Source organism: Polyangium mundeleinium (assembly GCF_028369105.1).
Lineage (GTDB): Bacteria > Myxococcota_A > Polyangia > Polyangiales > Polyangiaceae > Polyangium > Polyangium mundeleinium.
This window is the reverse complement of record NZ_JAQNDO010000001.1, coordinates 8437972-8464202: the sequence shown is the minus strand read 5'-3', so window position 1 is coordinate 8464202 and position 26231 is coordinate 8437972. Positions and strand designations below refer to the sequence as shown.

Below are 26231 nucleotides of genomic sequence, written 5' to 3'. Positions count from 1 at the left end.
CTAAGTTAACCGTGATGAGGCCCGTCGACCTCTCTTCGCCCGCCCTCCGCTCTGTTCGCCGCCTGGCCGTCGTGCTGGGCGCGCTGACCCTGCCTATCGTCTCCGTCGGCTGCGGTGGCTCGCCCACAGCGCCGCAGCGAGACGACGTGTTCTACCTGCACGGCAGCGGGGTCATCGACAAGAACCAGAGCTACGAAGTCTACTTCCCAAAGCTCAACGCCGACGAAAACGAGCGCCTCCCGCGCCGCGTCGGCGTGGGCGTGCTCGAAGGAGACGTGCGCCTCGCACGCCCGATCGACTGGTACGTGCGCGACGCGGACTACTCCCCCGGTCAGCGCTTCATCTCGTACCAATCGCCGCGCCAGTTCCTCTTTTCGATCTACGAGCGGATCGATCACCCCGAGGACACCTGGCCCGACGTGATGAAGCGCTACGAGCGTGACTGCGAGGACCAAGGTGCGCAGATCCTCGCCGGCCGCATGCCGGTGGCGACGGCGAACGCGCAAGCACGCAGCTACATCGTGAAGACGAAGGTTCCCGCGAAGCCGGCGTACCATTCGTACGCGCACGAAGTTCTGATCCGCAGCGACAATCGCCTCCTGCTCGTGCAGGTCGTTCACGGCGAGAACATCGAGTCGGTCGCCGACGAGATGGCGACGGCGCTGCGCAGCATGCTTGTCTACTAGGGGGGCTCCGGTCGGCCCGCCCAAAAGCGATTCTTCGCTACGCGAAGAATCGCCGGGCCTTCCTCTGCCCCCCTAACCCCCCGCGCGCTCGTTTCAGCTTCACTTCGTTCCGCTGCCCCGAGCGCTTCGGTCTGAGGCCTCGTCCAGTGGTGTTCGGGAACGACGCCTCTTGCCCCCTCTCCCGAGAGGGAGAGGGGGATGGGGGTGAGGGGTTCGTCCTAGTAGGGCAACGGGGGCGGGTCGAGACGCTCTTCTTCTTCTTCGTCTCCCTGGCCCGTGCGCTGCGGTTTGTCGTTCAGGGGTACTTCGATCACGAAGTTTTGCCCCACCGGGCCGCCGAGCCACGTCGTGCGCGAGAGCGTGGATGCGCGGGGCGACGCGAGCTGGAAGCGCGGGGCGTCTTCCGTTGCGACGTGCAGCTCCAGCATCGCGTCACATGCGCCGCGCGTCAGTGTGTCGACTGCGGCCTTGAGCACGGAGCGGTTCGAGCCGCCTGGCAGGAACGAGATGTACTCGTCGTACTTCAGCGGCCCGAGCTTGATCTTGAAGCGCCCCGTGCCGTCGTAGACCCATCGGCCGATCGTCAGGCTCTCGCCGAGCTGATGGTTTGCCACGCCCATCTTGTTTCGCAGCGGCTTCTCGATCAGCGTCCAGTGCCCGACGAACTGCTCGATGTCCACGCCCATGCTGCCGAAGATGTCCTTCAGCACCACCTCGAGCCCGTGCGCGCTGCGGGACTTCGTCGCGAGCAGCGGCGCGTAGCGCAGGTAGAGGAATCGATGCAGCGGGCTCTTGTGCTCGCGGAATCCATCGACGCCCGCTGCGCAGAGCAGGCGCCGCGTGAACGGATCGTCGCCCTTCTTCCGGTAGCCGACCGAGTGCCGGTACTTCGTGAACGCCCGGTAAAACAGCGACAGCAGGCGATGGTTGAAGACGTCGAGGAACTCGCGCTTCGGCTGCGGACCGCCCTGGTAGTCGTCCTGCGCGAGCTCCTCGACGTAGTACGTCGGCAGCGGCGAGACCGAGCCGTAGAGGCCCATGAAGCCCGCCGTGATGCGCGCGCGATCGATCTCGTCGGGGTACTTCGTGGACTTGAGCTCGCTCACGTCCGTCGAAGCGAAGATCAGGCTCGTGTCCCCGCGCAGACGGATGCGCTCCGTCGCCACGGGCCCGAGCTGGCCCACGGGCGCGCTGCCCGGGAAGAGGCGCTCGAGGATGTAGACGAGCCGAAAGAACGAGTAGCGCCGTGCGCTGTGCTCGAGCTCGGCCATCTTCGCCGAGATCATCGCCTTCGCCTGTCGCTCTGGATCGAGCGACGGCGCGAAGGCGGCGTCGGGGTTCGGCCCGCCGCTCAGATCAGGTTGAGGCTGCCGCTCTTCGGCTCCCATCGATAAACCACGCGCGTATTGGTGCCGGTAACGCTGAGCTGCGTGAAGGAGTTGAGCGAGACGTACGCCGCGAGCATCTCGTTCAGGATGCTCGCAAAGAGGTACATCTCGCCTTCACCCGCGAAGCCCCCTTCGTCGAGCTCGACCTCCGTCGCCACGCCGCGCACGGGCGCGCCGCGGTAGAGCCGATCCGTGGGGCGGACGCGGATCGACTTGATCGCCTGCATGCGGAGCTGGTTCGCCCGCGCCGCCTGACGATCGATGAGCGCGGGGAAGTTGTAGATTTCGAGGACCGACCGCAACACGTCGAGCTCCGTGACCGATCGATAACTCATCGCCATGTGCGAGAGCACGCGCCACTGCAGCTCGCGGCCCATTGGCGGAGGCAAGGGCGCGGTCACGCCCGTGACGTTCGTGAAGCTCGCGACCGCGGGCGACGTCGCCGTCGGTACGCGAAGATCGCCAACCTTGAGCTGTGCGGGCAAGCGCCGGTTCGTGCACGTCGCCTCGATGCTGATGACGTCGAACTCCGGGATCGCCGCGCCGTCCTGCGCCGAGCCGAACGAGACGTAGAGGTCGACGCCGTCGCCGATCGACGCGGGCTTGATGTGCGTCTGGTAGAAGACGCCGCGCGCCGACGCCTCTGGATCGAGCTCGTGCTCGAACGAGAAGAACGGCGGGATCTTCACGCGCTGGCTCGTGCGCCGCGCGATGCCGATCACGCTCTCGATGCTGTAGAGCTCGTACGCGACGGGCGTCGAGCCGGCGGGGCGCGCGAGGTACTCGTACTTGCTCGGATCGGGCTTGATCGGATCACTCGAGTGCTCGAACAGGTTGACGACCGGCGAGCAGAAGAGCCGGAAGTTCTCCTTCGAGAGGCGTGTCCCCGCGGGTAGCCCGTCCTTGAACTGGATCAGGATCGCGAACCGGTCCGAAAGTTTGTCCGCGGGCATCGCTTCGAGCCCCTGGACCTCGAAGAACGCGAACTTCTGCGGGAGCGTGAAGTACTCCTGCAGCAGCCGGAAGCCCGCGTAGACCGTGGGCGGGTAGGGGATCAGCGCCTCGTCTTCATCGAACCCGACGAGTTTTACGTTGCGCGCGGGCAAGGTCGCGAGCGCCGTGTCGCGGCCCGCGCCGTCGACCGCGCAGAGCGCGATGGAGTCGACGTGCGCGCCGAGCCAGACGCGGACGTCGTCCTGGAGCCTCCGCTCGCCGTGGATGTAGAAGCGGATCCTCGAGAGCGCGAGCGCCGCGAGCGCCGCGCCGCCCGTCACCTTCACCTCGATCCGCAGCGACTGCGCGAGCTGCGCGCCCGTCTCGACGCGCACGTCCTCCACGGTGAGCGGCAAGAGCTCCACGTCCTGCGTGGTCCGGAATCGGCACGACACACCGTCGACGGGCACCGAGCCGACCTCGGCATGCCGCGCGACGATGAGCTTCTCGCGCACCACGTTCGGCAGCGGCGTGAACTCCACGATCGACGTCGCCGGGATCTGCCGCAGGTAGTGCGGGAAGAGCAGCGACGCGACCGAGTGGATGACCTCGGGCAGCTCGTCGTCGAGCTTTTGCCGGATCTTCCCCGTGAGGAACGCGACGCCTTCGAGCAGCCGCTCGACGTCCGGATCTGCCCCGCGCTCCGCGAGCATCGGCGCGATCGCGGGGTACGCCTGCGCGAACTCGCGCCCGAGCTCGCGCAGGTAGGATAGCTCGTCCTGGTAGTACTTGTTGAACATGGGGCCCGACGCCGAACAGTCGACCGTTCCGGAGAGGCAGTGTCAACGATCGTGAAGAGGTTCGCGCCTCCGCGAACCGATCAACCGATCTTGACGTTGCCGCTCTGATCCACCGAGGTGCTGAACCGAAGCCCCGAACGGCGTCCGTCCGGGTAATGCAGCTGCCCCGTGATCTCGAACTCGAGGTACATGGTCCCCATGACCTCGTTCTTGATGTGCCGGACCTGCACGTTCTTCAGGCGCGGCTCGTACTGCTGAATGCTGTTCTTGATGGCGCGCTGCACAATCCCGACCGCGTCGGGGAAATCGTGCAGCATCTCCGACACCTCGATCAGCCCATAATCGGGGCAGGTGAGCGAGCTGCCCTGCCGCGTGTTCAGCATCCGCGCGAGGTGCGCGATCACGGCCTGCTCGAGATCCTGATCCTTCCACGTATGCCTCTCCAGCGAGTGCGGGTTGGCCGCGTGGGCGATGCGCGTGAGCAGGGAGGCAGCCATGGGACCATTCTACCCCTCGCCCCGCTCGACCAGAAGCCCCCAAACCCCGCGCCGCGCCCTCCGCATCCCAGGGGATCGCCCCCATTGTATCAAAGGTCACCCGTCGCCCTTTTGAGGGGGCGTTGTCGGGGTTCGGGGCGACGGATCGTGCGAGGTCGAGCCACAGGGAATTTTCGTGGCAGGCGCCTTGCGTGATACGAAATGAGGCGTGAAGCCGTCTCTTCAAGACCGCCGGAACCAAGCGAAAACGGCACGTCGCGGGAGCCTCGTCGCCCTGGCGATGGGTCTCGCCTCCACGATGGGCTGCGGCGCCTCGCCCGAGCAGCCGCACCTCGAGGCCAGGACCCGCGAGCAGACGCCGATCGCCGTTTGCACGCAGAAGCTCTCACCGCTGCGCGGGGGCCGCGGCAAGGCCGTGGTTCGTACGCTCGAGCCCGATCAGTGGGCCGAGATCGCGTTCCCCGGGTTCAACGCGGACAAGGGGTTGAACCCGACGGACGTCGACTGCACGGGTCACTACGCCTTCGCGAACGAGTCGCTCCGCGGGGGCATCTCGGAGAAGGGCTGGCCGCGCAAGCTCGACGTCGAGGAGGTCGACGTCCGCTCCGGCCCGAACGGCCTGCGCACGCTCTGGTACCGCGTGCTCAAGTTCGAAAACGGCGACGAAGGCGGCCCGATCCTCCTCGCGCGTGCGGTCGACGATCGCGCCGAGATCTACGCGATCGGGAGCTTCCGCGGGCCGGCGAAGTCGCAGATCACGCCGGTTCGTCTCGGCGACGACAACCTCGTCGTGGCGGAGGCGAAGCGTTGCCCCGATCCGGACGACTGTCGCAAACAGGCGCACATGTTTCTCGCGCGCCGCGGGCGCTTGATCGAGGCGGCGAAGGTCGACATCGAGCGCGTGCAGGTGCTCCCGTCGGTCACCGAGCGCGGGCTCTACGCGCGGTATCAGCTTCGAACGGACGTCAGCTACAAGCCGAACGGGATCCAGCTCCTCGAGCAGGTGAAGGTGAGCATCATCCACTACGAGGATCCGAACCGAGACAGCGACCGCGCGCTCCGCAAGGTCGAGTTCTCGCGTTTCCTCAAGGTGGAGCGCGACGCGTTGTTCTCCTCGAACGATCCGCTCTGGGAGCGCGTCGTGGGTCAAGACTGAGGTTCAAGAAAGAAAAACCGTTGGTGCTCCGAACTTCGGAGGGCCAACGGTTCAGGACGTGATGGAGACGCCCCGCCGAAGCGGGGCGTTTGCCATTTTACCAGCAGAAGATCGCGTTGCCGTAGCCGCAGGAGGGGCGCTGGAGGAGCGCGTACGCGCCGCCGACGAGCAGGCCGGTGAAGAAGCCCGCGAACGTGCCGGCGATGATCTGGTTCGAGGTCTCGTACGGGAGGGTCTGCGTGCCGAACTCGTCGACAGCGGGCGACTCGACGCCGCGACCGACCGACGTGAGGATCGAGGCCACGAGCGGGACGCCGATGTTCCCGATGAACGAGCCCGCGTTGAAGCGGCCCTTCGAGAACTTGATCGTGTCCACGAGGAAGATGCCCGTGCCCACACCCGTCGCGCCCCACGAGGCGAAGGCGTGTGTCGAGGGCCCGCCGAACGTCTCGCAGCCCGAGTCCGTGTTCGCGACGAGCGTCTGATCCACGGTGCAGCCAGGGCGCGGATACTGGAGGGCGTTGCGGATGGGGCCGTCGACGAGGAACGTCGCGGCGGCCATCGTCATCGCCGGGGCGAACATCGAGAAGTGCCAGCGGCCCTTCCAGCCGACCGTCGACTCCGGGTCGCTGTAGTACACGCGCGGCATGAGAAAGACCGTGCCGGCGCCGACGCCCAGCATGACGTGGCTGACCGTGCCCCACGTCTCGTCGCGGGGGGCGATGGCCGGGACGGTCTGGGCGGATGCCTCCGTGGAATAGGCGAAGGAGGCTGAGACGAGGCCCAACGTGGCCAGAACGATCTCCCTGATACGCATTCGGATGAGCCTTCCGTCATCCGCGCGCCGCCCGTGGCGGGCGCGGCTCATCGTTTGATCTGATTCGCCGAGAGGGTGAAGCGGCTACGGTTCTTCGCACCCGCGTCACCGGTGGTTTTCTCGTCATCCCCGGCGGTCGCAGCGTACGCGCGCGAGAACTGCGGGCCAAAAATAATCAGGAAGGTCTCTTTCTGTTCTCCAGCGTAGTCGCCGTGGACGACCTCGTAGAGCTTCCAGAGAGCTTCGAATTTGTTCGAGAATAGGCCGCCTCTCTTGCCGCGTCGCTCGAGCTCCTCCTCGATCGTCTTCGGGGAGAGCTTCGTGAGGAGCGAGCGCACGCCTTCCATCACGCCGTTGATGAGCGCGACCTGGTGGCTCATCACGTCGACGAAGATGTCCTGGAGCTGCCGCGGCGCGTCCGGGCCGCTTTGCGGGCCGAGCAGCACGTTGCCGAGCTCCTTCTCGTCCTTCGCGGAGGCCACGCGATCGTTCTCGTCCGGCGTCACCTCGCGCGCGAGCATCTCGGCCTCGAACTCCTGGTAGCCGTTCCGCAGGCTCACGAAGCACTTGAGGAACACTTCCATCGCGTCGCGGAGCTTGCGGCCGAACGTCAGCACGCTCTCGACGTCCTCGATCGGCTTCGAGCCCGGCGCGAGCGTGCGCGAGAGCTCGATCATCGCGGCGTGCGCGGCCTGCGCGGGGCTCGGCTCGCCGAGCATGCGCGGATCGACGCCGTAGTACTGCGAGAGCTTCTGGAAGTCCTGCTCGGCCGCGATCGTCGGCTGCTCCATCGCGATGCGCTTCAGGTAGTTCTGGCGCACCTCGGGCGAGAGCCGCGGCAGGTGATCGTAGATCACGCGATAGACGCCGCCCCAGGCCGCGCGGTAGGCCTCCACGTAGGGCTGGACCTGCCGCACGTAGCCGTCCTCGGCGCCGGGCGTGATCGGCTTCTGCTGCTGCCTCCAAGACGCAGCGGCGTTGCCGGATTGCTCCTGGGCGAAGTCGAGGACGGTCCCGTCTTTCGGGGCTTCACGTTTCTTCGGCGCCGCGTCGATGAGCTGCATCCGCATCACGATCGGGCCGATGGTCAGCTCCGGCGTGCTCGTGACGTCCGTCGGCGTGTCGCGCGTGAGGCGCCGACCCGCGAACACGGTGCCGTTCGTCGAGCCGAGATCCTTGACGATGATCTGCCGGTCGCGGACGTCGATGGCCAGGTGGAACTGCGAGACGTACGGCCGATCGATGTGCAGGTCGTTGAGCTGGTTTCTGCCGATGCGGATGGGGAAGCGCTCGAATGTGACGTCGAAGCTTTGATTGGCCTGGGTATCGATGACCCGGGCCACGAGCGCCAGCGGCATGGGTGCGAGACTAGCAGACAGTGTCCCGGGACCAGAAGTAGCGGGCGACGATCCCGTGAAGCCTCTTCCGACTCCCGCGGGGGCCCTCTCCACCGGGTGCGTCGCGTCGTTCGCGGGCCTCGCGGCGCGCCGAACCGGTTTTTTGACACCTTTGCCTACATCATGCGACCCTGACCGACATGAGTCTCCTCCACAGGATTCCGCCCCTCGTTTCGGCCCTTGCGTTTGGGTACGGCGTGGGGATGAGCGCGCCGGACGCGGCGCTCGCGCCGGTCCAGGCCGCTGTGGTGGCGGTCGCGCCGACGTCGGGGGCGCCTCGTCCCGAGGCCGTGCCGGCGCCGCTCGTCGTGGATCCTTCGCGGGCGCCCCTGAGGGGCGAGCCTCTGCGGGGCGGTGTCACGGCGGCGCGGATGGGCGGGCCGGAGTCGCAGCACCTCGGCAGGCTGCGCGAGGTCGAGATGCGGGAGGCGATGCGGGGCGAACAGTCTTCGCTCGATCGGCCGATGTACTCGCGGTCGCCGCGGCTCAACTCGGACGCGGCGGCGGGGGAGGGGGCCGAGGTCGACGATCTCGACGTGGCGGGCACCGAAGCGCTGTCGCGGATGCAGCTCCCGGATCTGAAGGTGGCGATCACGCGGCGCACGTTGAAGTACGTCCGCTTCTTCACGCGGACCGATCGGGGCCGCGGGATGTTCGAGACCTGGCTCAAGCGCAGCGGCCGGTATCAGGACCTCATCCAGGGCGAGCTCCGCGAGTGGCGTTTGCCCGAGGATCTGATCTGGGTCGCGATGATCGAGAGCGGGTTCGACGCGCGGGTGAAGTCGCCGGCGGGGGCGATGGGTCTCTGGCAGTTCATGCCTGCGACGGGCGCGGTGTACGGGCTCGAGCAGAACAAGCACGTCGACCAGAGGAAAAACCCGAGGCTCGCGACGCGCGCGGCCGCGCACCACCTGCGCGATCTCTACATGCGCTTCGGCAACTGGGATCTCGCGCTCGCGGCCTACAACATGGGCTACGAGCAGCTCCTCGATCGGATCGATCGGTACGGCACGGCCGACTTCAACGAGCTCGCGCGGCAGGAAGCGCTGCCGAGCGAGACCGCGTCGTACGTCCCGAAGATCGCGGCGGCGGCGCTTGTCGCGAACAACCTGGAGCGGTTCGGGTTCGATCAGGTCGAGCTCGTGCGTCCCGTCGACACCGCCGAGATCGCCGCGCCACCTGGTTTGTCGCTCAAGACCCTGGCCAAGGCGGCGGGCGTGCCGCTGAAGACGGTGCGGCAGCTCAATCCGGATCTGCTCGGCGACAGGCTGCCGCCGGGGCGCGGTGATTTCCTCGTGAACGTGCCGCCCGAGTCGCTGTCGCGCGTGCACACGATGCTGCCCGTTCTCTTGCAGACCGAGCCCATCGTGACCGAGGACGCGGCCGTGCTCGATCCGGTCGATCTCCTCGGCGGGCGCGATTTCGTGCGGCGTCGCGCGGCGACGCGGGACAACGACAGCCTGCTTTCGCTCCTGCCCTCGTACAGAAAGCGGCGCGCGCTGCGGGATCCGGTCGAGGAGCTCGCGGCGCAGGCCGGCGTGGGCTCCGCGGCGGACGACGACGAGGGCGACGAGGAGCCGTTCCGGCCGCGCAAGAAGCGCGAGGGTCGCAAGACGTTGCTTTACAAGGTCGGTCCGGGCGACACGCTCATCGGCATCGCGCGCCAATTCGCGATGGATGTGGAAGACGTGGCGCGGGAAAACCGCCTCGGCGAAGAGGACAAACTCCGCGCAGGATCCATTTTGAGGCTCCGCGTCAAGCCCGGCGTGCTCGGTGCGCTCGATCTCGGCGCAGCCGAGGGAGGTGAGGCGGGCGCCAAGGCCGAGGAAACGCAGCGTCGCATCATCGATCCCGGTACCCACGCGAACGCGAGCGCGACCAAAGATAAGGACAAGGGTCCTTCCGACGCAGCGCGCGGTACCGAGAAGACGGACGCGCAAAAGGGTCGCAGCGAAGGAAGGAAAGGATCCCGGGGCCGATCGCGCGGGTGACGTCGGGCCCTGGGTCCCTGTAGGATGCCCGGGCCATGATGCTCGTCGAAGCCAAATCCATCATCAAGCGGCTCACCAAAGTCTGCACCGCTGCGCTCGAGGCGGCGGTCGTCCAATGCGTCAATGCCAGGCATTACGAGGTGACGGTCGAGCACTTGCTGCTCTCGCTCCTCGACGACGCGAACTCCGACATCGCGTTCATCGTGATGCACTACGACCTGGATCCCGCGCGCCTGCGGCAGGCCCTGCAGAGGAGCCTCTCGGATTTGCGTACGGGCAACGCCGGCAAGCCCGTCTTTTCCCCGACGATGCTCGAGTGGATGCAGGACGCGTTCGTCGTCGGGTCGATGGAGTACGGCTACACGAAGGTGCGTAGCGGCGCGCTCTTCGCGCGGCTCGTCAACCAGCCGACGCGTTACTCGATGAGCGGCATCGGCTCGCTGCTCGAGGGCATCTCGCGCGAGGACGTCAAGAACAACCTCCCCAAGATCATCTCGGGCTCGAAGGAAGACGCGGAGACGGCTCCGGGCGGGGCCGCGGGCGCGGCGGGCGGCGCGGCGGGCCCCGGCGGGCTGCCGCAGGGCGCGGCGAGCGCGTCGGCGGATTCGGCGCTGGCGAAGTACTGCGTGGATTACACGGGCCGCGCGCGTGCCGGCCAGATCGATCCGATCTTCGGCCGTGAGGGCGAGATCCGGCAGATGATCGATATTCTCGGTCGCCGCCGGAAGAACAACCCGATCATCGTCGGCGACAGCGGCGTCGGCAAGACGGCCCTCGTCGAGGGCATGGCGCTCATGATCGTGAACAATCAGGTCCCGCCGCTCATGCAGGGCGTGGAGATCATGGGCCTCGATCTCGGCTTGCTCCAGGCCGGCGCGGGCGTGAAGGGCGAGTTCGAGAACCGGATGAAGCAGGTCATCTCGGAGATCAAGGGCTCGCCGAAGCCGATCATCCTCTTCATCGACGAGGCGCACACGATCATCGGCGCGGGGAACCAGGCCGGCGCGGGCGACGCGGCGAACCTCCTGAAGCCCGCCCTCGCGCGCGGCGAGCTGCGCACGATCGCGGCCACGACGTGGGCCGAGTACAAGAAGTATTTCGAGAAGGACGCGGCGCTCGCGCGGCGTTTCCAGCCCGTGAAGGTCGACGAGCCGAGCGAGGCCGTGGCGATCACGATGCTCCGCGGCCTGCGCCCCAAGTTCGAGGAGGCGCACAACGTCATCGTCTCGGACGAGGCGGTCGTGGCGGCCGTGAAGCTCTCGGCCCGCTACATCTCGGGCCGCCTGCTGCCGGACAAGGCGGTCGATCTGCTCGATACGTGCTCGGCGCGCGTGAAGATCGCGCTCCAGCAGAAGCCCGCGCAGGTCGAGGACATCGAGGTCCGCATCGAGACGCTCTCGTCGGAGCTCGCCGCGCTGACGCGTGATCGCGCCGCCGGCATCCGCATCCAGGAGGAGGAGCGGATCGAGCAGCTCACGGAGAAGATCGCGAAGTCGAAGGTGGAGCTCGAGAACACGCGCGTCGCCTACGACAACGAGTCCGCGGGCGCGAAGAAGGTGCTCGAGGCGCGCACGCGCATGAACGCGGCGAAGTCGGACGAGGAGCGCGACGCCATCCGCAAGGAGGTCGTGACGGCCATCGACGAGCTGCACAAGAGCCAGGGCGAGGTGCCGCTGATCCGGCCCGACGTCGACGAGGCGATGGTCGCGGCCGTCGTCAGCGCCTGGACGGGTATCCCCGTCGGCAAGATGGTCGGCGACAGCGTCCGGGCGCTCGTCGAGATGGAGTCGCGCCTCAACGCGCGCATCAAGGGCCAGAACTACGCCCTCGAGACGGTGGCGAAGGAGCTCCGCGCCGCGCGCGCAGGTCTCAAGCCGCAAAGCACGCCGATGGGCGTCTTCCTCTTCGTCGGCCCGTCCGGCGTCGGCAAGACGGAGACGGCCCTCGCCCTCGCGGACATGCTGTTCGGCGGCGAGCGCATGATGGTCACGATCAACATGTCCGAGTTCCAGGAGAAACACACGACCTCCCGGCTCATCGGCTCGCCGCCCGGCTACGTCGGTTATGGCGAGGGCGGCATGCTGACCGAGGGCGTGCGCCAGAGGCCGTATACGGTCGTCCTCCTCGACGAGTGCGAGAAGGCGGATCCGGACGTGATGAACCTGTTTTACCAGGTGTTCGACAAGGGCGCGCTTACGGACGGCACGGGCCTGCTCGTCGACTTCAAGAACACGGTCATCATCATGACCTCGAACCTCGCCACCGATAAGATCACGAACCACGTGGTCAGCGCGTGGGAGGAGAAACGCGAGCCGGTGATCCGCGAGATCTACGAGGAGATCAAGCCGACCCTGTCCGCGCACTTCAAGCCCGCGCTGCTCGCGCGTATGACCGTCGTGCCGTACATCCCGATCTCGCCGGCGGCCCTCGGCGACATCACGCGCCTCAAGCTGAACGCGCTCGTCGATCGCTTGAAGAAGAGCCAGCGCATCGAGGCGACGTACACGGACCGCATGGTCGAGCTCATCGCGAGCCGGTGCACCGAGGTCGACACGGGCGCCCGCAACATCGACCACATCCTGCGCGCGACGCTCCTGCCGATGCTCTCGCAGGAGATCCTCACGAGGATGGCCGAGGGCGTGATGCCGAAGAAGCTCGTCATCGACATCGACGATCAGAAGAACTTCACGGCGACGTTCCCGGAGTGACCGGGGAAGACCCGCTCGGGGTCAAGGCCCCTCTCGCGCTTGGCGAGGGGGGCCTTTTGGTTTTTGGGCCGACGCTTTCGGCAAAAATCTAGGCCACTCGCCGCACCTTCCGATAAAAAGGAGGGCCATGGCGGCCTCAGCGTCCACCACCTCCTGGAAACGCAAGCGCGCGGCCCTGGCCCTTGCCTCTCTCTCCTTCCTCGGGCTCGGGCTCGGCGCGCTCTCCTCGTTTGCGATCGGCTGCGGATCCGCGCCGCCACCCGCTGCGCCGAAGCCGTGTGACGTCCAGATCGTCACGCTTCGCATCTACGCCGCGGACAACATCAACCCGAACGAGAACCAGAACCCGCGCCCCGTCGTCATCCGGCTGTATCAGCTCAAGGACGAGATGCGGATGCAGAACGCGACGTACGACGAGGTCCTCCTTTCGGACAAGGAGGTCCTCGCCGACGACATCGTCAAGATGGACGAAGTCAGCGTTTTCCCGAACGATCTCGTGGAGGTGAAGTTCGAGCGTGCGAAGGAGGCGAGCACGCTCGGAGGCGTCGCGCTCTTCCACAGCCCCAAGGGGCAGAGCTGGAAGACGTTCTACGCGTTTCCTTTGATGCCAGGCGAGGCCCAGTGCGGCGGCCGCGAGAGCGACGCCGGTGCGCAGGCCGACCCCAAGACTGCCTTTTTCGTCGAGTCCACGAAGATCGACAACGGCAGCGAATTCGACGAATCGATGTTCCCGAACGCGACATCGGTCCGCAGGGTCAACCTCCCCAAGGCGTCGGGCGGCAACGCTCCGCCGAAGGCCGCCGCCCCGGCCCCCTAGGGCCGCGCGGCGAGTTCTGATAAGACTGACCGGGCGATATGATCCACCCGCGCAAGCCCGTCTGGACCGAGGGGCTCTTCATGACCCCTCAGCATCTTCAGCAAGGGGACCAGTACCACGAGGCGCTGCTCCAAGCGCGGACCAACGCGCTTTTGAGTTATCCGTGGGGCGTGATGGGCGTGCAGTTCGACGAGCGCGCCCTCGCCGCGGGGCAACTCAAGCTCGTCAAGTGTCACGGCTTCTTCCCCGACGGCACGCCGTTCTTCGTCGGTGATCGCGGCGAAGACGTGGTCGAGGCGCGACCGCTCGAAGGCGTGTTTCCGGCGGCGCTCGAGGCGCTCGACGTCTTCGTGGCGATCCCGAACGTGCGTGAGACGCACCCGAACGTCGCGCTCGATCCGGCGAAGGCGAACCCTGCGATCCGGTTCGTCGCGTCGTCGACGACGGTCCCTGATTTGACGACGGGCCGCAACGACACCTCGGTCGTGTGGGCTCGTTACAACCTCCGCATCCTTTTCGGCACCGAGCCGCGCGACGCGTATCAGACCGTGCGGATCGGGCAGCTCGTGCGGGATCGGACGGGCGCGATCGTCCTCAAGAAGAGCTTCATTCCGCCGATCCCGCACATCGGCAGCTCCGACTACATCATGTCGGGGATGCGGCGCATTCTCTCGGCGATGGTGGGCAAGCAGAAGTCGCTCGCCGAGGGGCGCAGGCTTCGCACGGCGGCGTCGGTCGACTTCCAGTTCTCCGACACGGCGAAGTTCTGGATGCTTCACACGCTGAACGCGTTCATCCCCGCCGTCTCGCACATGGTCGATCACGGCAACGCGCACCCCGAGGATTGCTACGTCCTCATCGCGTCGCTGATCGGCGAGCTCTGCACGTTCGCGGCGGACGGCGATCCGACGTCGATCCCGAAGTTCAACTACCTCGATCTCGAGGGCGTGTTCGAGCCGGTCTTCGATCGCGCGCTCACGCTCGTCGCCAGCGTGCTCGCGGAGAACTACACCGTCGTGCCGCTCGAGAAGCGCGAGGACGGCATGTACCTCGGCAAGTTCGAGGATCCGAAGCTCCCGCGCACGCACGAGCTCTTCCTCGAGGCGAAGGGCGCGGACGAAGCGACGCTGCGCGAGCGTCTGCCGCGGCTCCTCAAGATGGGGTCGTGGACGCAGATCGGTTACATCCTGAACGCCGCCATGCCTGGCGTTCGTGTCGCGGTCGAGTACCGGCCCCCGGGCGCGATCCCGGTCAAGCCGGGCGTCATCTATCTCCGCGTCGACCAGGCTGGCGATTACTGGAACGATATCCTCGGCTCTGGCACGATCGCCATCTACCAGCCGATCGACCCGCAGAAGGTCGATCTGCGGCTGATCGCGGTCCAGGGCGGCAAGTGAATGAAGCGCGCGGCTTTTGAGATCATGGGGAGCGCATGAGCCTGTCGCAGTCGATGTATTGGGTCTGCTCGGATGTCCTGTCGCTGATCCTGCAGCTCAGGAACTCTCGAGATCTGCCTGCGCCGGACATCCTTCAGCGCCGTGTCCTGCAGCTCTTCGACACGATGATGCAGAACGGCCGCGAGGCTCGGATCCCCGAGCAGGACATGATCGACGCGAAGTTCGCGCTCGCGGCCTTCGCCGATGAGGTCATCTACCACTCGAGCTGGCCGGGCAAGACGCAGTGGCTCAGTAACCCGCTGCAGCTTCAGTTCTTCCAGCTCAACACGGCCGGCGACCAGTTCTTCGTGAACCTGGACAACCTGCACGGCCAGCGCAACCGCTCGCACGTCGCACAAATCTACTTCCTCTGTTTGGCCCTTGGCTTTCAGGGGAAATATCGTTTGCGACACCAGGAGGGGCTCCAGGCGGTGGTGGAGGGACTCGGCAACTATGTGGCGCTGGCGGAAGGCGGGGGAGATCAGCTCTCGCCGAACGCGGAGCGCAAGGACGGCGGCGGTGGTGCCGTTCGTCGCGAGCTGCCGTATCTCTTCATCGCGATCGGGTTCCTCATCCTGGCGCTGATCGTGATCTTCATCCTTTGGCTCATCATCGGCTCGAACGCCGACTCGACCGCCGAAGCCATCAAGAGACTGCTCGGCGGCGGCAAGTAGAGTCCCGGGGAAGAAGCTCCGGACCGAGGGAGACGTTCCATGTGGCTGTGGATCCTGAGCGCCCTGTTCCTCGCCCTGGTCTGGGGCGTGTGGTTCATCCTGAGACCCACAGGGCCTGGGCCGAGCGCCGAAGTGTTCCCGACGTGGATCCCGATCGCCATCACGGCCGTCGTGGTCCTCGGACTCGTGGGTCTCGTCGTGTATCGACGGATCCGCGCGGCGCGTGCGGCGCGCGCGCTGGAGAAGGCGATCGCGCAGCAGGCCCAGGAGCAAGCGCTCAATGCGAAGCCCGAGCGGCGTGCCGAGATCCAGGAGCTGCATCGCCAGCTCCAGGAGGGCATCAACGCGCTCAAGTCCTCGAAGCTCGGGGGCGGCACGAACGCGCTGTACTCGTTGCCCTGGTACGTGATGGTCGGCCCGCCTGGCGCGGGCAAGACGACCGCACTGCGCCACTCGGGCCTCGTGTTCCCGTACCTCGATCCCGCGGGCGGCGGCGTCCGCGGCGTCGGCGGCACGCGCAACTGCGACTGGTGGTTCACGAACGAGGCGATCCTCCTCGACACCGCCGGCCGTTACACGACCGAGGCCGACGACCACGACGAGTGGATGGCCTTCCTCGAGCAGCTCCTCAAGTATCGCCCGGACAAGCCTGTGAACGGCGTCGTCTGCGCGGTGAGCATCTCGGAGCTCGTCGACGCGACGGAGGAGCAGGTCGAGTCGATCGCGAAGAAGGTCCGCGCGCGCATCGACGAGATGCAGTCGACGCTCAAGATGGTCCTGCCCGTCTACGTGATGTTCACGAAGGTGGACCTCGTCTCCGGGTTCGTCGAGTTCTTCGGTGATCTCAAGAAGAGCGAGCGCGGCCAGGGCTTCGGCGCGACCGTCAAGCTCGACGCGAACAAGAGCGAGCCGGGCAAGATCTTCGACGCCGAGTTCGACACGCTCGTCGAGCGCATGCACGACCGCGCGCTCCGCCGCATGGTCACCGAGCGCAACCGTGGGACGAAGGAGAAGGTCTTCCAGTTCCCGCTCGAGTTCGCGGCGATCAAGGGCAACCTCTCGCACTTCCTGAACGTCGCGTTCCAGCCCTCGAAGACGGCGGGCCTGGCGACGCCGATCATGCGCGGCTTCTACATGACGAGCGGCGTGCAGGAGGGCAAACCCCTCGAGCGCGTCCTCGGCACGATGATGAGCGCGTTCGGCTTGCGCCCCGCGATCGCGGACGAGTCGTCGACGGCGGGCACCACGGAGGCGAAGAGCTACTTCCTCCGCGACGTCTTCATGAACGTCATCTTCCCGGACCAGGACATCGCGGCGCGCACGGCGGCCGAGGTCCGGAAGCGGCGGTTCCAGCGCTTCGCGGCGGCGTTCGCGGCGGCGGCGCTCGCGGTCGTCCTGCTCATCCCGTCCGTGATGTCGTTCGCGAACAACCGCGCGCTCGTGGCCGAGACGTCCCGGATCTCGGGCGAGGCGGCGGGCGTGAAGTGGACCGACGGCAGCTCGCCGCTGGAGAAGGTCGAGAAGCTCGACAACCTCCGCTCGCACGCCCAGCTCCTCGATCAGTACCGCGAGGAGGGCGCGCCCGTGAGCTACCGCTGGGGTATGTATCAGGGCGACAAACTCTTCGAGCCGACGAAGGACCAGTACATCGCGTCCTTGCGCGAGGGCTTCGTCAAGCCCGTGCGCGCGCGCCTCGAAGAGCGCCTCAACGCGGCGACCGGCGGCAAGTACCTCGAGGAGTACAACGACCTCAAGACGTACCTCCTGCTCGCCGACGAGCACCGGACCCACCTGCTCCCCGAGTCCGAGACGGCGTGGGAGACGGGCAAGCTCCTGCAGCTCTGGACCGACATCCTCCGCCCGACGACGGACATCCCCGAGGCGGACCTCAAGGCGAAGCTCGCGCCGCACGTGAAGTACTACGTGGACCTCCTCCGCCGCGGCGCGATCCGGGGCGAGGAGCTCGACAAGCGCACCGTGGAGCGCACGCGCGACATCCTCGCCCGCGTCGGCCCCACGCAGCGTTACTACGACCGGTTCGTCACGGCGCTGATCGACGAGAAGTACGACGAGAACGGCCCGAACACGCGCGAGAACCTGAAGTACCCGCCCCTCTCGCTCGACGATCTCTTCTCGGATCGCCCCGAGGTGCTGAGCAAGGTGCGGAGCGCGCAGAAGGAGCGCACGAGCAAGTGGTTCGTCGTGCGTGGGCCGTATACGGCGAAGGGCCACGCGCAGGTCGTCGCGAGCCTCGAAGAGGGCATCAAGGTCCTCGATCGCGAGCGCTGGGTCGTGCCGCTGACGCAGGAAGAAGAGCGCCAGGGTGACAAGATCGCGCAGGCCCTCGCGCGCGTGCGCCAGGACTACGACGCGCAGTACATCCGCGAGTGGCTCGAGTTTTTCCGGGACATCCTCGTTGAGATCCCGCCGAACAACAAAGAGGCGATCGAGGAGTTCCGTGTCCTCTCCACGCCGGACTGGCCCTACCAGCGCCTGCTCCGCGCGCTCGAGGACAACACGCAGTTCGACGTCGTCGAGAACCAGGCCGAGCAGCAGGTCCTCAACGACGGCGGCGTGCTCGATCAGGTCAAGGAGCGCGTGAAGCGCCGGATCGACTCGTCGTTCAGCACGCGCACCGGCACGAGCGGCCGCCTCTCGCAGCTCGTGAACTTCGGCGGCGGCGCTGCGCCGGGCATCTACGATCCGATCCCGGACAAGTTCCGCTCGATGGTGCGCTTCGGCGTGCCCGAGCAGCCCAAGCAGACGGCGGAGGGCGTGGCTCCGCCGCCTCCGACGCCGGCCGAGCTCTCGAAGTACATCGGCCACCTCGAGCAGCTCGCGGCCGAGATGGGCGGCATCGAGGATGCTCCGCCCGGCGCGAGCACGCAGGGCGCGCGCGAGAAGTTCGGCGAGGCGGTGCGCGAGACCGAGAAGCTCCTGCTCAAGATGGACGAGACGGGCCAGGAGCTCATGACGCCGCTGCTCATGAACCCGCTTCGCCAGGCCTACAAGGCGGTCATGCGCAGCGCCGGCGGGTCCGCGAGCGGGCTTTGGGAGGTCGTCGTCTGGCCGCCCTTCCGCGAGAACATCAAGGATCGGTATCCGTTTGATCTCGCGGCGTCGCGTGACGCTTCGTTCGAGGACGTGGTCGCCTTCTTGAAGCCGAAGGAGGGCATCCTCTGGGGCTTCTACGAGCAGCACCTCAACGACTTCCACATCCGCGTGGGCCACGACTTCATTCCGAAGGGCGGCCTCGAGGGGCGTCCGAAGCCGGCGAAGCCGTTCACGCCCTTCAACGCGATGCTTTATCCCTGCCTGCACAGGGCGCACGAGATCACCGAGGCCATGTGGCCGAGCGGCGGCGGCGACAAACCGCAGGTGACGTTCCACGTCAACCTGAAGACGGTGAGCCCGATCGTCAGCGAGGTGCTCTTCGAGATCGACGGCCAGAAGCGCCAGTATCGGAACGAGAAGGAGTTCTGGCACACGTTCACCTGGCCGGGTGAAAAGCAGACCGGCGCGCGCCTGCGCGTGCGTGGCGCCGGCGGGCTCGACGAGGAGCTCGTGCGGGAGGGCCCCTGGGGCATCTTCCGCCTCTTCGAGGCGGGCACGACGACGGCCGAGAAGGACAAGGACAGCGTGTTCACGGTGACGTGGCAGATGACCGCGCCTCCCGTGACGGTGACGATGGAAGTGCGCCCCACCCGCGCCAATCATCCTTTCGTCAACAGCTTCTTCCGCGCGACCAACTGCCCCCCGAGCATTGGCGACAGCTTCGGCGGCAAGAAGGGCTCTTGAGATGGTGTTCCACAGGCGCCGCGTAGCAGCCTGTGGAATGCCCTCCCAGGGTTCGCCCGCGGCAGCACGCCCCCTTGTAAAAAGAGGGGGTTCGTGTATTTGTGAGCCGGGCCGGTGATGTTCTGGCGAAAGAAGAAGGGTCCTGCGAGCCCCCCGCAGATTGGCTGCTTCGGCAAGCTGCCTGCGACGGGTGATTTCATCCGCTTCAATGCCGGCGGAGACGAACTCGCGGCGTTCGATCGCTGGCTCGGCGGGGGCCTCGATTTCGCGCATCGCGCGCTCGGCTCCTCGTTCGACGCGGCGTACCAGCCTTCCGTCGGGCTCTTCATCTTTCACGGTGAAGGCAAAGGCGACGAACCTCCCACGCGCGGCATGGTCGGCGCCTGGGCCGCGAGCGGCGACAACGCGGGTCGTACATACCCGATGGTTGTTTTTGCTTCGTACGATTACGGCCAGCTCGTCTCGGCCGGCGCGTCGCTCCCGATCGCGCTCTGGTCGCTGCTCGCCTCGTCGTACGAGATCGCCACGAGCGGGCGAACGCTCCCGGTCGACGCTTTCGTCGATCGCGTCTCGCGCATCGTTCCTCCTTCGCTCGACGACGCGGACGCCGCGGGCGCCGGGTATCGCTCGTGGCTCACCACGCAGTCGATGAAGGCGCTGTGGGAGACGGGCTTCGGCACGGATGCGGGCCGCTTCTGGGTCTTGCAGAACGTCTTCGCGTCGGTCGAGCCGTTTGTCGGCCAGGAGAACCCGAAGACGGGGCTCTGCATTCGCCTCCCGCTCGGCGCGGGCGACGCGTACGCGGCGGCGGTGTGGATGGACATGACGCTCCGCCTCTCGCGCTGGAAGAACACGCTGCTCAATGCCTTCTGGGTTCCGCAGCAGACGATGCTCCTCCACCTCGGTCCGCCGCACGTGGCCTCGTTCCGTGAGCTCATCGCGCCGACGGGTTATGCCGATCACGTGGTGGAGCTCTGCCGTCCTCCGACGGTCGACGAGCCCACCTCGCGCCGCGCCCTCGGCGTGCAGCTCGACGCCCTCGTGGCGCGCTCGGAGCTCACGATCTCGGGCTTCCTCGACGGCCTCTCCCAATAACGAGCCCCGCGTCCGAGCGACGCGCGTTTCGTTCGCGGCGCGCACACGTGGTGCGAACCTGCGCGACCCGTGGGTATGATGCCGTCCATGGCGGCGAGTGACGCGGTTGAAGCTGCAAAGAACCGAGTGTCGGCGTTGATCGAGCCGATCTCGGGGGGTGTTGGGCAGGACGTCTCGTACGACGAGCTCTTCGAAGCGATCAAGGCCGAGGTCGACAAGGCGCAGTCCCTCGAGGGCGGCAAGATCGACTGGTCGAAGATCGTGACGAACGCCGAGGAGCTGCTCACCGAGAAGTCGAAGGACTTTCGCCTCGCGGTGTATTACGCGGCGGCGAAGGCGCACACGGACGGGATCCAGGGCGCGGTCGATGGGCTCGTGGTCATCAACGAGCTGAACACCGCGTTCTGGGACAAGATGTATCCGCCGATCAAGCGCCCGCGCACGCGCGGCAACTTGATGAGCTGGTACGGCGATCAGGTCGCGGCCGCGATCGGAACCTTCAGCCCGACCGCGAAGGACGCGGACATCGTCGGCGCGCTCGATCAACAGAGCCGCCAGCTCGACGGAGAGCTCCGGGACAAACTCGGCGATGCGTACCCGGGCATGGGGTCGCTCCGCGAGTCGTCGCGGCGCATGCTCGCGAGTGTCCCGAAGGAAGCTCCGCCGCCGCCTCCTCCGCCACCGCCGCCTCCTCCGCCACCGCCGCCGCCTCCTCCGCCTCCTCCGCCGCCGCCCGTCGAGCGTGCTGCGCCGCCTCCGCCGGCGGCCGTCGCGCGCCCGGCGGCGCCGCCTGCGTATTCCGCGCCGGCCGTGGAGACGGCGGCGGTCGAGGTCTCGGTGCCGGATGGAACGGCCATCACGGATGCGGACTCGGCGAACGCGGTGCTCGATCAGGTGAGCACCTTGCTCATGCGCGCGGGGGAGGCGCTGCGCGCGGCCGATCCGTCGAGCGCGTTCGCGTATCGCATGAGCCGCACCGGCCTCTGGCTCTTCATGCAGCAGGATCCGCCGGCCGAGGGCGGACAAACCTACCTGCCTTCGCCGCCGGATCACGTGCGTGGCGCGTTCGACGGCATGGCCGAGGCGAGCAACTGGGATGGGATCCTCGCGTCGGTCGACGAGGTCGTGTCGGAGCATCGGCTCTGGCTCGATCCGCACCGGCACGTCTCGAATGCGCTCGAGCAACTCGGTTATGCGGACGCGAAGTTCACGCATTTGCGCGAGGTCGCGCTCCTCTTGCAGCGCGCGCCGACGCTCGTGGATTTCACGTTCAACGACGGCGTCCCGCTCGCCGACGATCTCACGAAGGCCTGGATCGACGCCGAGGTTCGTCCGGTCCTCGGAGCGGGCGGTGGTGGGGGCGGCGGCGGCGCGGCGGCGGGCGGCGCGCCGGGAGGCAAGGGGTTCCGCGCGCTCGACAAGGCGATCGGCGAGGCGCGGAACCTCATCGAGAATGGCGATCCGCTTGGGGCCATCCAGGCCGTGGCGAAGGTCGCGGGGCAGGCGGTGACGCCGGTCGACAAGTTCCGCGGCAAGCTCGCGATCGCGCAGGTTTGTCTGCAGCTCGGGCAGCTCGCGATCGCGCGCGCGCAGCTCGATGGGCTCGAGCGCATGGCGAAGCAGCACAAACTCGACGAGTGGGATCCGGAGCTCTGCGCGGAGCTTTATGGGGCGCTCTACACGGCGCTCCGCGGGTTGAACCAGGGATACGAGGTGAGCGAGGAAGCGCGTAAGCGCGAGAACGAGGCGTTCGAGCGTCTCTGCGAGCTGGACGCCGCGGCGGCCTTCCGCATCTCGATCACCTGAGCGCCCGCGTAGTGAAACGAGGGAACTCGTTCGGAAAGATAACGATGGACGAGGTCGGGGTAGTTTGCGGTATTCTCTGGCCGCCTGTCGAGGTGGGCCCCGACCTGACGGCAATCACGTATTCAACGTAGGGCGGCTCGGAACGGCCGCTCGGAGCATGTAGCTCCCAAGCGTAGGGGAAAGGAGCCTTCCGAGATGAAAGAAGGATCAGTCGCGCCGAAAGAACGCGTGAACATCACGTACAAGCCAGCGACGGGGAACGCGAAGGAAGAGGTCGAGCTCCCGCTGAAGCTCCTCATGCTTGGCGACTACACGATGCGCCCCGATCCGACGCCGCTCGAGGATCGGAAGCCCATCAACGTCGACAAGGACAACTTCCAGAAGGTGATGGCGGAGCAGAAGTTGTCCCTGAACATGGCGGTCAAGGATCGTCTGTCGGAGAACGAGGACAACGAGCTCAACGTCAACCTCAAGTTCCGGCGTTTGTCGGACATGGAGCCTGCGGCGATCGCCAACCAGGTGCCCGAGCTGAAGAAGCTGCTCGAGCTCCGCGCCGCGCTCACCGCGCTGAAGGGCCCGCTCGGAAACGAGAAGGCGTTCCGCAACAAGATTCAGACGATCTTGAACGATCCGGCCCAGCGCAACCGGCTCATCAACGAGCTCGGCCTGAAGCAGGGGGAGGAGTAACCGATGGCTTCCGAGTCCCAGGCGCAAGGCGGCGCGGGCGTACAGACGCTCGAAGGTGGCAGCCTTCTCGACGACATCCTCTCGGAGACCAAGATGGCTCCGGGCGATGAGGGCTACGAGGTCGCCAAGCGCGGCGTCCAGGCCTTCATCGCGGAGCTCATCGCGCCGAAGCGCGAGGGCGAGAAGGTCGACAAGGCCCTCGTCGACGCGCTGATCGCGGAGATCGACGCGAAGCTGTCGCGCCAGATCGACGAGATCCTCCACCACCCGACGTTCCAGAAGCTGGAGTCGGCGTGGCGTGGCCTCAAGTTCGTCGTGGACCGCACGGACTTCCGCGAGAACGTCAAGGTCGAGCTCCTGAACTGCTCGAAGGAAGACCTGCTCGCCGATTTCGAGGACGCCCCCGAGGTGCCCAAGAGCGGCCTTTACAAGCTCGTCTACTCGGCGGAGTTCGGCCAGTTCGGCGGCCGTCCCTACGGCGCGATCATCGCGAACTACGAGTTCGGCCCCGGCCCGCAGGACATCAGCCTCCTGCAGAAGTGCGCCTCCGTCGCGACGATGTCGCACGCGCCCTTCATCGCCGCGGCCGGCCCGCAGTTCTTCGGCCTGAAGGACTACCTGAACCTGCCGAACCTGAAGGACCTCAAGGCGCTCTTCGAAGGCCCGCAGTACACGAAGTACAACGCCTTCCGCGAGACCGAGGACTCCCGCTACGTCGGCCTCGTGATGCCGCGCTTCCTCCTCCGCCTCCCCTACGGCGCGAATACCGTGCCCGTGAAGGAGTTCAACTACGAGGAGAACGTCATCGGCCAGCACGATTCGTACTGCTGGGGCAACGCCGTCTTTGCGTTCGCGACGCGCCTGGCGGACAGCTTCGCCAAGTACCGCTGGTGCCCGAACATCATCGGCCCGCAGGCGGGCGGCTCGGTCGAGAACCTGCCGCTCCACCAGTACGAGGCGATGGGCGAGATCCAGACGAAGATCCCCACCGAGATCATGCTCACGGAGCGCCGCGAGTACGAGCTTTCGGAGGAGGGCTTCATCGGCCTCACCTACCGCAAGGACTCGGACAACGCGTGCTTCTTCTCGGCGAACAGCGTGCAGAAGCCGAAGTACTTCGGCCAGAGCGAGGAGGGCCGCGCGGCCGAGCTCAACTATCGCCTCGGCACGCAGCTCCCGTACATGTTCATCATGGCCCGCATCGCGCACTACCTGAAGGTGCTGCAGCGCGAGCAGATCGGTACGTGGAAGGAGCGCGCCGATCTCGAGAAGGAGCTCAACGACTGGATCTCGCAGTTCGTCGCCGATCAGGATGTCGTCTCGGCGAGCATCCGCGGCCGTCGTCCCCTCCGCAAGGCGCGTATCATCGTGACCGAGGTCGAGGGCAACGCCGGTTGGTACAAGGTCGACATGCAGGTGCGCCCGCACTTCAAGTACATGGGCGCATTCTTCACGTTGAGCCTCGTCGGCAAGCTCGACAAGGAATGAGCCGTTTCGGCTGATTCCGACAAACGCTGAAGGCCGGCTCGAAAGAGCCGGCCTTCGTGTTTTTGTGATTCGTGTGGGCGAGGGCGGGTGACCGGAGCGCGCCGGCCCCCCGCGATCGATCAGCCGACGAGGAACTCGAGGGAAAACTCTTCCAGGGCGACGCCGAGGAAGCGGCGCGGGCGGATCGTGACGGCGACGGCGGTGCCGTCCGAGGTCGCGTGCGCGTTGACCACGATCTCCACGCTGCCGGGCTTGGCATCCTCGAAGAGCGCCCAGAGCGAGCGATCCACGAGCGATTTCGCCTCGGAGGGCGCGACGTTCCCGGGCAAACGGCCGGCGATGACACGCAGGAACTGGACGATCCGGGCCACGAAGAGCTGATCGACCAAGGAGACCCGCTCGAGCCGCGCTTCGGGCTCCGTGGAGGCGCTGTCGTACGTGCGCTTGGGCGGCGGGACGTAGGACGTCGGGGCTGCGAGCACATAGACCGCGTCGCTGTTCGGGGCCGATGCGAGGAGGAGCACGCCTGCCTTGGAGAGCTCGCGTTGCGAGTCTGTCGAGACGAACGCCTGCGTCGGGATCGCCACGACCTCGGCGTCGTCGACGTGCCCCCGCACCTCGTGGATCGTGAGGTTTTCGAGCGTGCCGCCGCTCCTGGCGCCCACGACCCGGCATGGCCAGCGCGTCTCGCGGAAGCTCTGCGTGACGAGCGCGCCCACGCCGTAGGCCGGCGCGATCCAGACCATCGCGCCCTCGTCCGCGGGCTCTTCCTTGATGACGGCCTCGCGCACGCGCGAGGTCGACTTGTCGTAGGCGGCGCGCGCGAGGATGCCGTTCATCGCCATCGTCACCCAGCGCATCGCGGGCTTCTGCGCCGTCGATTGCCAGCGCACCTGATCCGGCGTGGAGAAGAGGGCGATCTTGTTGTCGAGACGTTCGAGATCGCCGAGCCGATCCAGGCCGAGGAGCGCGTGCGACGCGTTCAACACGACGGGCACGGTCTGCGATTCGGCGACGCGGGCGATCTCTTCGAGCTGGGCGAGCGTCGCGGAGGTGCCGGTGATCGTGACGTCCACGATCGCGCAGGAGACCGGGGGCTCGCCGCCGGCGTTGTGGCGGACCGCGCGTTCGAGCGCCATCGCCGCGAGCTCGGGGCGCGCGCAGACGACGTCGATCTTGAGGCCCTTCGTCCCCTTCGAGCGATCGGCGAAGAGCTGGAGGCCACGCCAGGCCTCCTCCAGGCGGCGCACCTCGGGGTGCTGGAGGATCGCGCCGAGCTGCGCGCCGATGGCCTTCTCGACGCGCTGGATGGCCTCCTGCGGGCTGAAGCGGGCCGAGCTCGACTTGCCGGCGTTCGCGACGGCCGAGATGAGCGCGCCGAAGCGGGCGTCGGAGGCGGGGGCCTGCGGCCGCGTCGGCACGACGGGTGCGGATTCGGCGCGGCTCGGTTCGGTCTCGACCATGTCGAGGATCGAGGCCACCGACGCGTCGGTCGTGCTCTGCGTGGGCGCGGAGAACGTTGCGGCGCGGGGCGCGCTGCCGGCCTCCGAGACGAGGCGGAGGACGTCACGCACGAAGGGCGAAGAGTTCCAGATCCGGTCGAGCTCGACGCGGGCCTGGTCGCGATCGATGGTGCCGTCGCGGAGCTTCTCCAGCGTCAGCTTGCCGTCGAGGAGCGAGCGGAGGAGCGGGACCTCGGTGAGCAGCCCATCGGGCCGGAAGCTCTTGAGGCTCGTCGGCGCGAGATCGACGCGCGCGCGGTTGCCCTCGGCGAGCACGCTCGGCACCTCGAGGGCGATGCGCGGGCGAAGGCGCGTGAAGAGGTCGTCGAACGCGAGCGGATCGACCCGCACCGCGAGCTCGGGCGCGCTGGCGCCGGCGTTGTGTTCGTCGCGCGGCAAGAGATCCGCGACGACGAGCACGCGGAGCGGCAGGAGCGGCCCCTCGACCTGCTCCATTTGCTCGGGGCTCTCCTCGCCCACGTTGAAGTTCATCCCACCCTTCATGAAACCCTTCGTTTCGGCGGCCATGGCCAAGAAGTGTAGGGGGGGAGCGCG

General features: G+C 67.0%; 18 protein-coding genes. 12 read left to right on the top strand and 6 right to left on the bottom strand.

Features of this window, described 5'->3' with window-relative positions; translation table 11 throughout:
• The first annotated feature begins 14 nt into the window (after positions 1–14).
• On the top strand, positions 15–686 hold the full coding sequence (locus POL67_RS33610; protein ID WP_271924693.1) for a hypothetical protein: 672 nt from the start codon (positions 15–17) through the stop codon (positions 684–686).
• A gap of 218 nt (positions 687–904) precedes the next feature.
• Here the strand turns inward: POL67_RS33610 and tssG are convergent, their stop codons facing one another.
• The 3 genes from tssG to tssE form a co-directional block, all read right to left on the bottom strand.
• A complete protein-coding gene (tssG, locus tag POL67_RS33605; RefSeq protein ID WP_271924691.1) occupies positions 905–2074 on the bottom strand; it encodes a type VI secretion system baseplate subunit TssG in 1170 nt (389 codons plus the stop codon).
• Positions 2038–3807, bottom strand: a complete 1770-nt coding sequence (tssF, locus tag POL67_RS33600; RefSeq protein ID WP_271924689.1) for a type VI secretion system baseplate subunit TssF — start codon at positions 3805–3807, stop codon at positions 2038–2040. The genes tssG and tssF overlap by 37 nt, the downstream gene beginning before the upstream one ends.
• 80 nt (positions 3808–3887) lie before the next feature.
• Complete coding sequence (gene tssE, locus POL67_RS33595; protein ID WP_271924687.1) at positions 3888–4304, bottom strand: type VI secretion system baseplate subunit TssE; 417 nt, start codon at positions 4302–4304, stop codon at positions 3888–3890.
• A 280-nt stretch (positions 4305–4584) separates the two neighbouring features.
• Between tssE and POL67_RS33590 the strand changes: the two genes are divergently transcribed.
• The gene (locus POL67_RS33590; protein WP_271924685.1) at positions 4585–5460 is read left to right on the top strand and encodes a hypothetical protein; all 876 of its coding nucleotides are present in this window, start codon (positions 4585–4587) and stop codon (positions 5458–5460) included.
• A gap of 97 nt (positions 5461–5557) precedes the next feature.
• On the opposite strand, the gene POL67_RS33585 is transcribed toward POL67_RS33590, so the two are convergent.
• Together POL67_RS33585 and POL67_RS33580 are read right to left on the bottom strand one after the other, a co-directional pair.
• On the bottom strand, positions 5558–6277 hold the full coding sequence (locus POL67_RS33585) for a hypothetical protein (RefSeq protein WP_136927933.1): 720 nt from the start codon (positions 6275–6277) through the stop codon (positions 5558–5560).
• Positions 6278–6324: 47 nt separating this feature from the next.
• Entirely contained in the window at positions 6325–7635 is a 1311-nt protein-coding gene (locus POL67_RS33580) for a type VI secretion system-associated FHA domain protein (protein WP_136927932.1), read from the bottom strand.
• Positions 7636–7814: 179 nt separating this feature from the next.
• Between POL67_RS33580 and POL67_RS33575 the strand changes: the two genes are divergently transcribed.
• The 10 genes from POL67_RS33575 (at position 7815) to tssC (ending at position 24174) form a co-directional block, all read left to right on the top strand.
• Positions 7815–9665: a lytic transglycosylase domain-containing protein gene (locus POL67_RS33575; protein WP_271924681.1), complete on the top strand. Its 1851-nt coding sequence runs from the start codon at positions 7815–7817 to the stop codon at positions 9663–9665.
• A 35-nt stretch (positions 9666–9700) separates the two neighbouring features.
• A complete protein-coding gene (tssH, locus tag POL67_RS33570) occupies positions 9701–12373 on the top strand; it encodes a type VI secretion system ATPase TssH (protein ID WP_276076079.1) in 2673 nt (890 codons plus the stop codon).
• A 127-nt stretch (positions 12374–12500) separates the two neighbouring features.
• Entirely contained in the window at positions 12501–13190 is a 690-nt protein-coding gene (tssJ, locus tag POL67_RS33565; RefSeq protein WP_136968899.1) for a type VI secretion system lipoprotein TssJ, read from the top strand.
• Positions 13191–13228: 38 nt separating this feature from the next.
• Complete coding sequence (gene tssK, locus POL67_RS33560; RefSeq protein WP_271924676.1) at positions 13229–14587, top strand: type VI secretion system baseplate subunit TssK; 1359 nt, start codon at positions 13229–13231, stop codon at positions 14585–14587.
• A gap of 35 nt (positions 14588–14622) precedes the next feature.
• Positions 14623–15300, top strand: coding sequence for a DotU family type IV/VI secretion system protein (locus tag POL67_RS33555; protein WP_136927927.1), 678 nt, complete (start codon positions 14623–14625; stop codon positions 15298–15300).
• Positions 15301–15339: 39 nt separating this feature from the next.
• Positions 15340–19098 (top strand): type VI secretion system membrane subunit TssM, encoded by a 3759-nt coding sequence (tssM, locus tag POL67_RS33550; RefSeq protein ID WP_271924674.1) that lies wholly within the window; start codon positions 15340–15342, stop codon positions 19096–19098.
• 117 nt (positions 19099–19215) lie between these two features.
• Positions 19216–20193, top strand: coding sequence for a type VI secretion system-associated protein TagF (gene tagF, locus POL67_RS33545; RefSeq protein WP_271930928.1), 978 nt, complete (start codon positions 19216–19218; stop codon positions 20191–20193).
• An 87-nt stretch (positions 20194–20280) separates the two neighbouring features.
• Positions 20281–21999 carry a type VI secretion system protein TssA gene (tssA, locus tag POL67_RS33540; RefSeq protein ID WP_271924672.1) on the top strand — a complete coding sequence of 573 codons (1719 nt, stop codon included), beginning with the start codon at positions 20281–20283 and terminating at the stop codon, positions 21997–21999.
• 195 nt (positions 22000–22194) lie between these two features.
• A complete protein-coding gene (gene tssB, locus POL67_RS33535) occupies positions 22195–22686 on the top strand; it encodes a type VI secretion system contractile sheath small subunit (protein WP_136927924.1) in 492 nt (163 codons plus the stop codon).
• A 3-nt stretch (positions 22687–22689) separates the two neighbouring features.
• Positions 22690–24174 (top strand): type VI secretion system contractile sheath large subunit, encoded by a 1485-nt coding sequence (tssC, locus tag POL67_RS33530; protein WP_271924669.1) that lies wholly within the window; start codon positions 22690–22692, stop codon positions 24172–24174.
• A gap of 119 nt (positions 24175–24293) precedes the next feature.
• On the opposite strand, the gene POL67_RS33525 is transcribed toward tssC, so the two are convergent.
• Positions 24294–26204: a type VI secretion system contractile sheath domain-containing protein gene (locus tag POL67_RS33525; RefSeq protein WP_271924667.1), complete on the bottom strand. Its 1911-nt coding sequence runs from the start codon at positions 26202–26204 to the stop codon at positions 24294–24296.
• Positions 26205–26231: the final 27 nt, after the last annotated feature.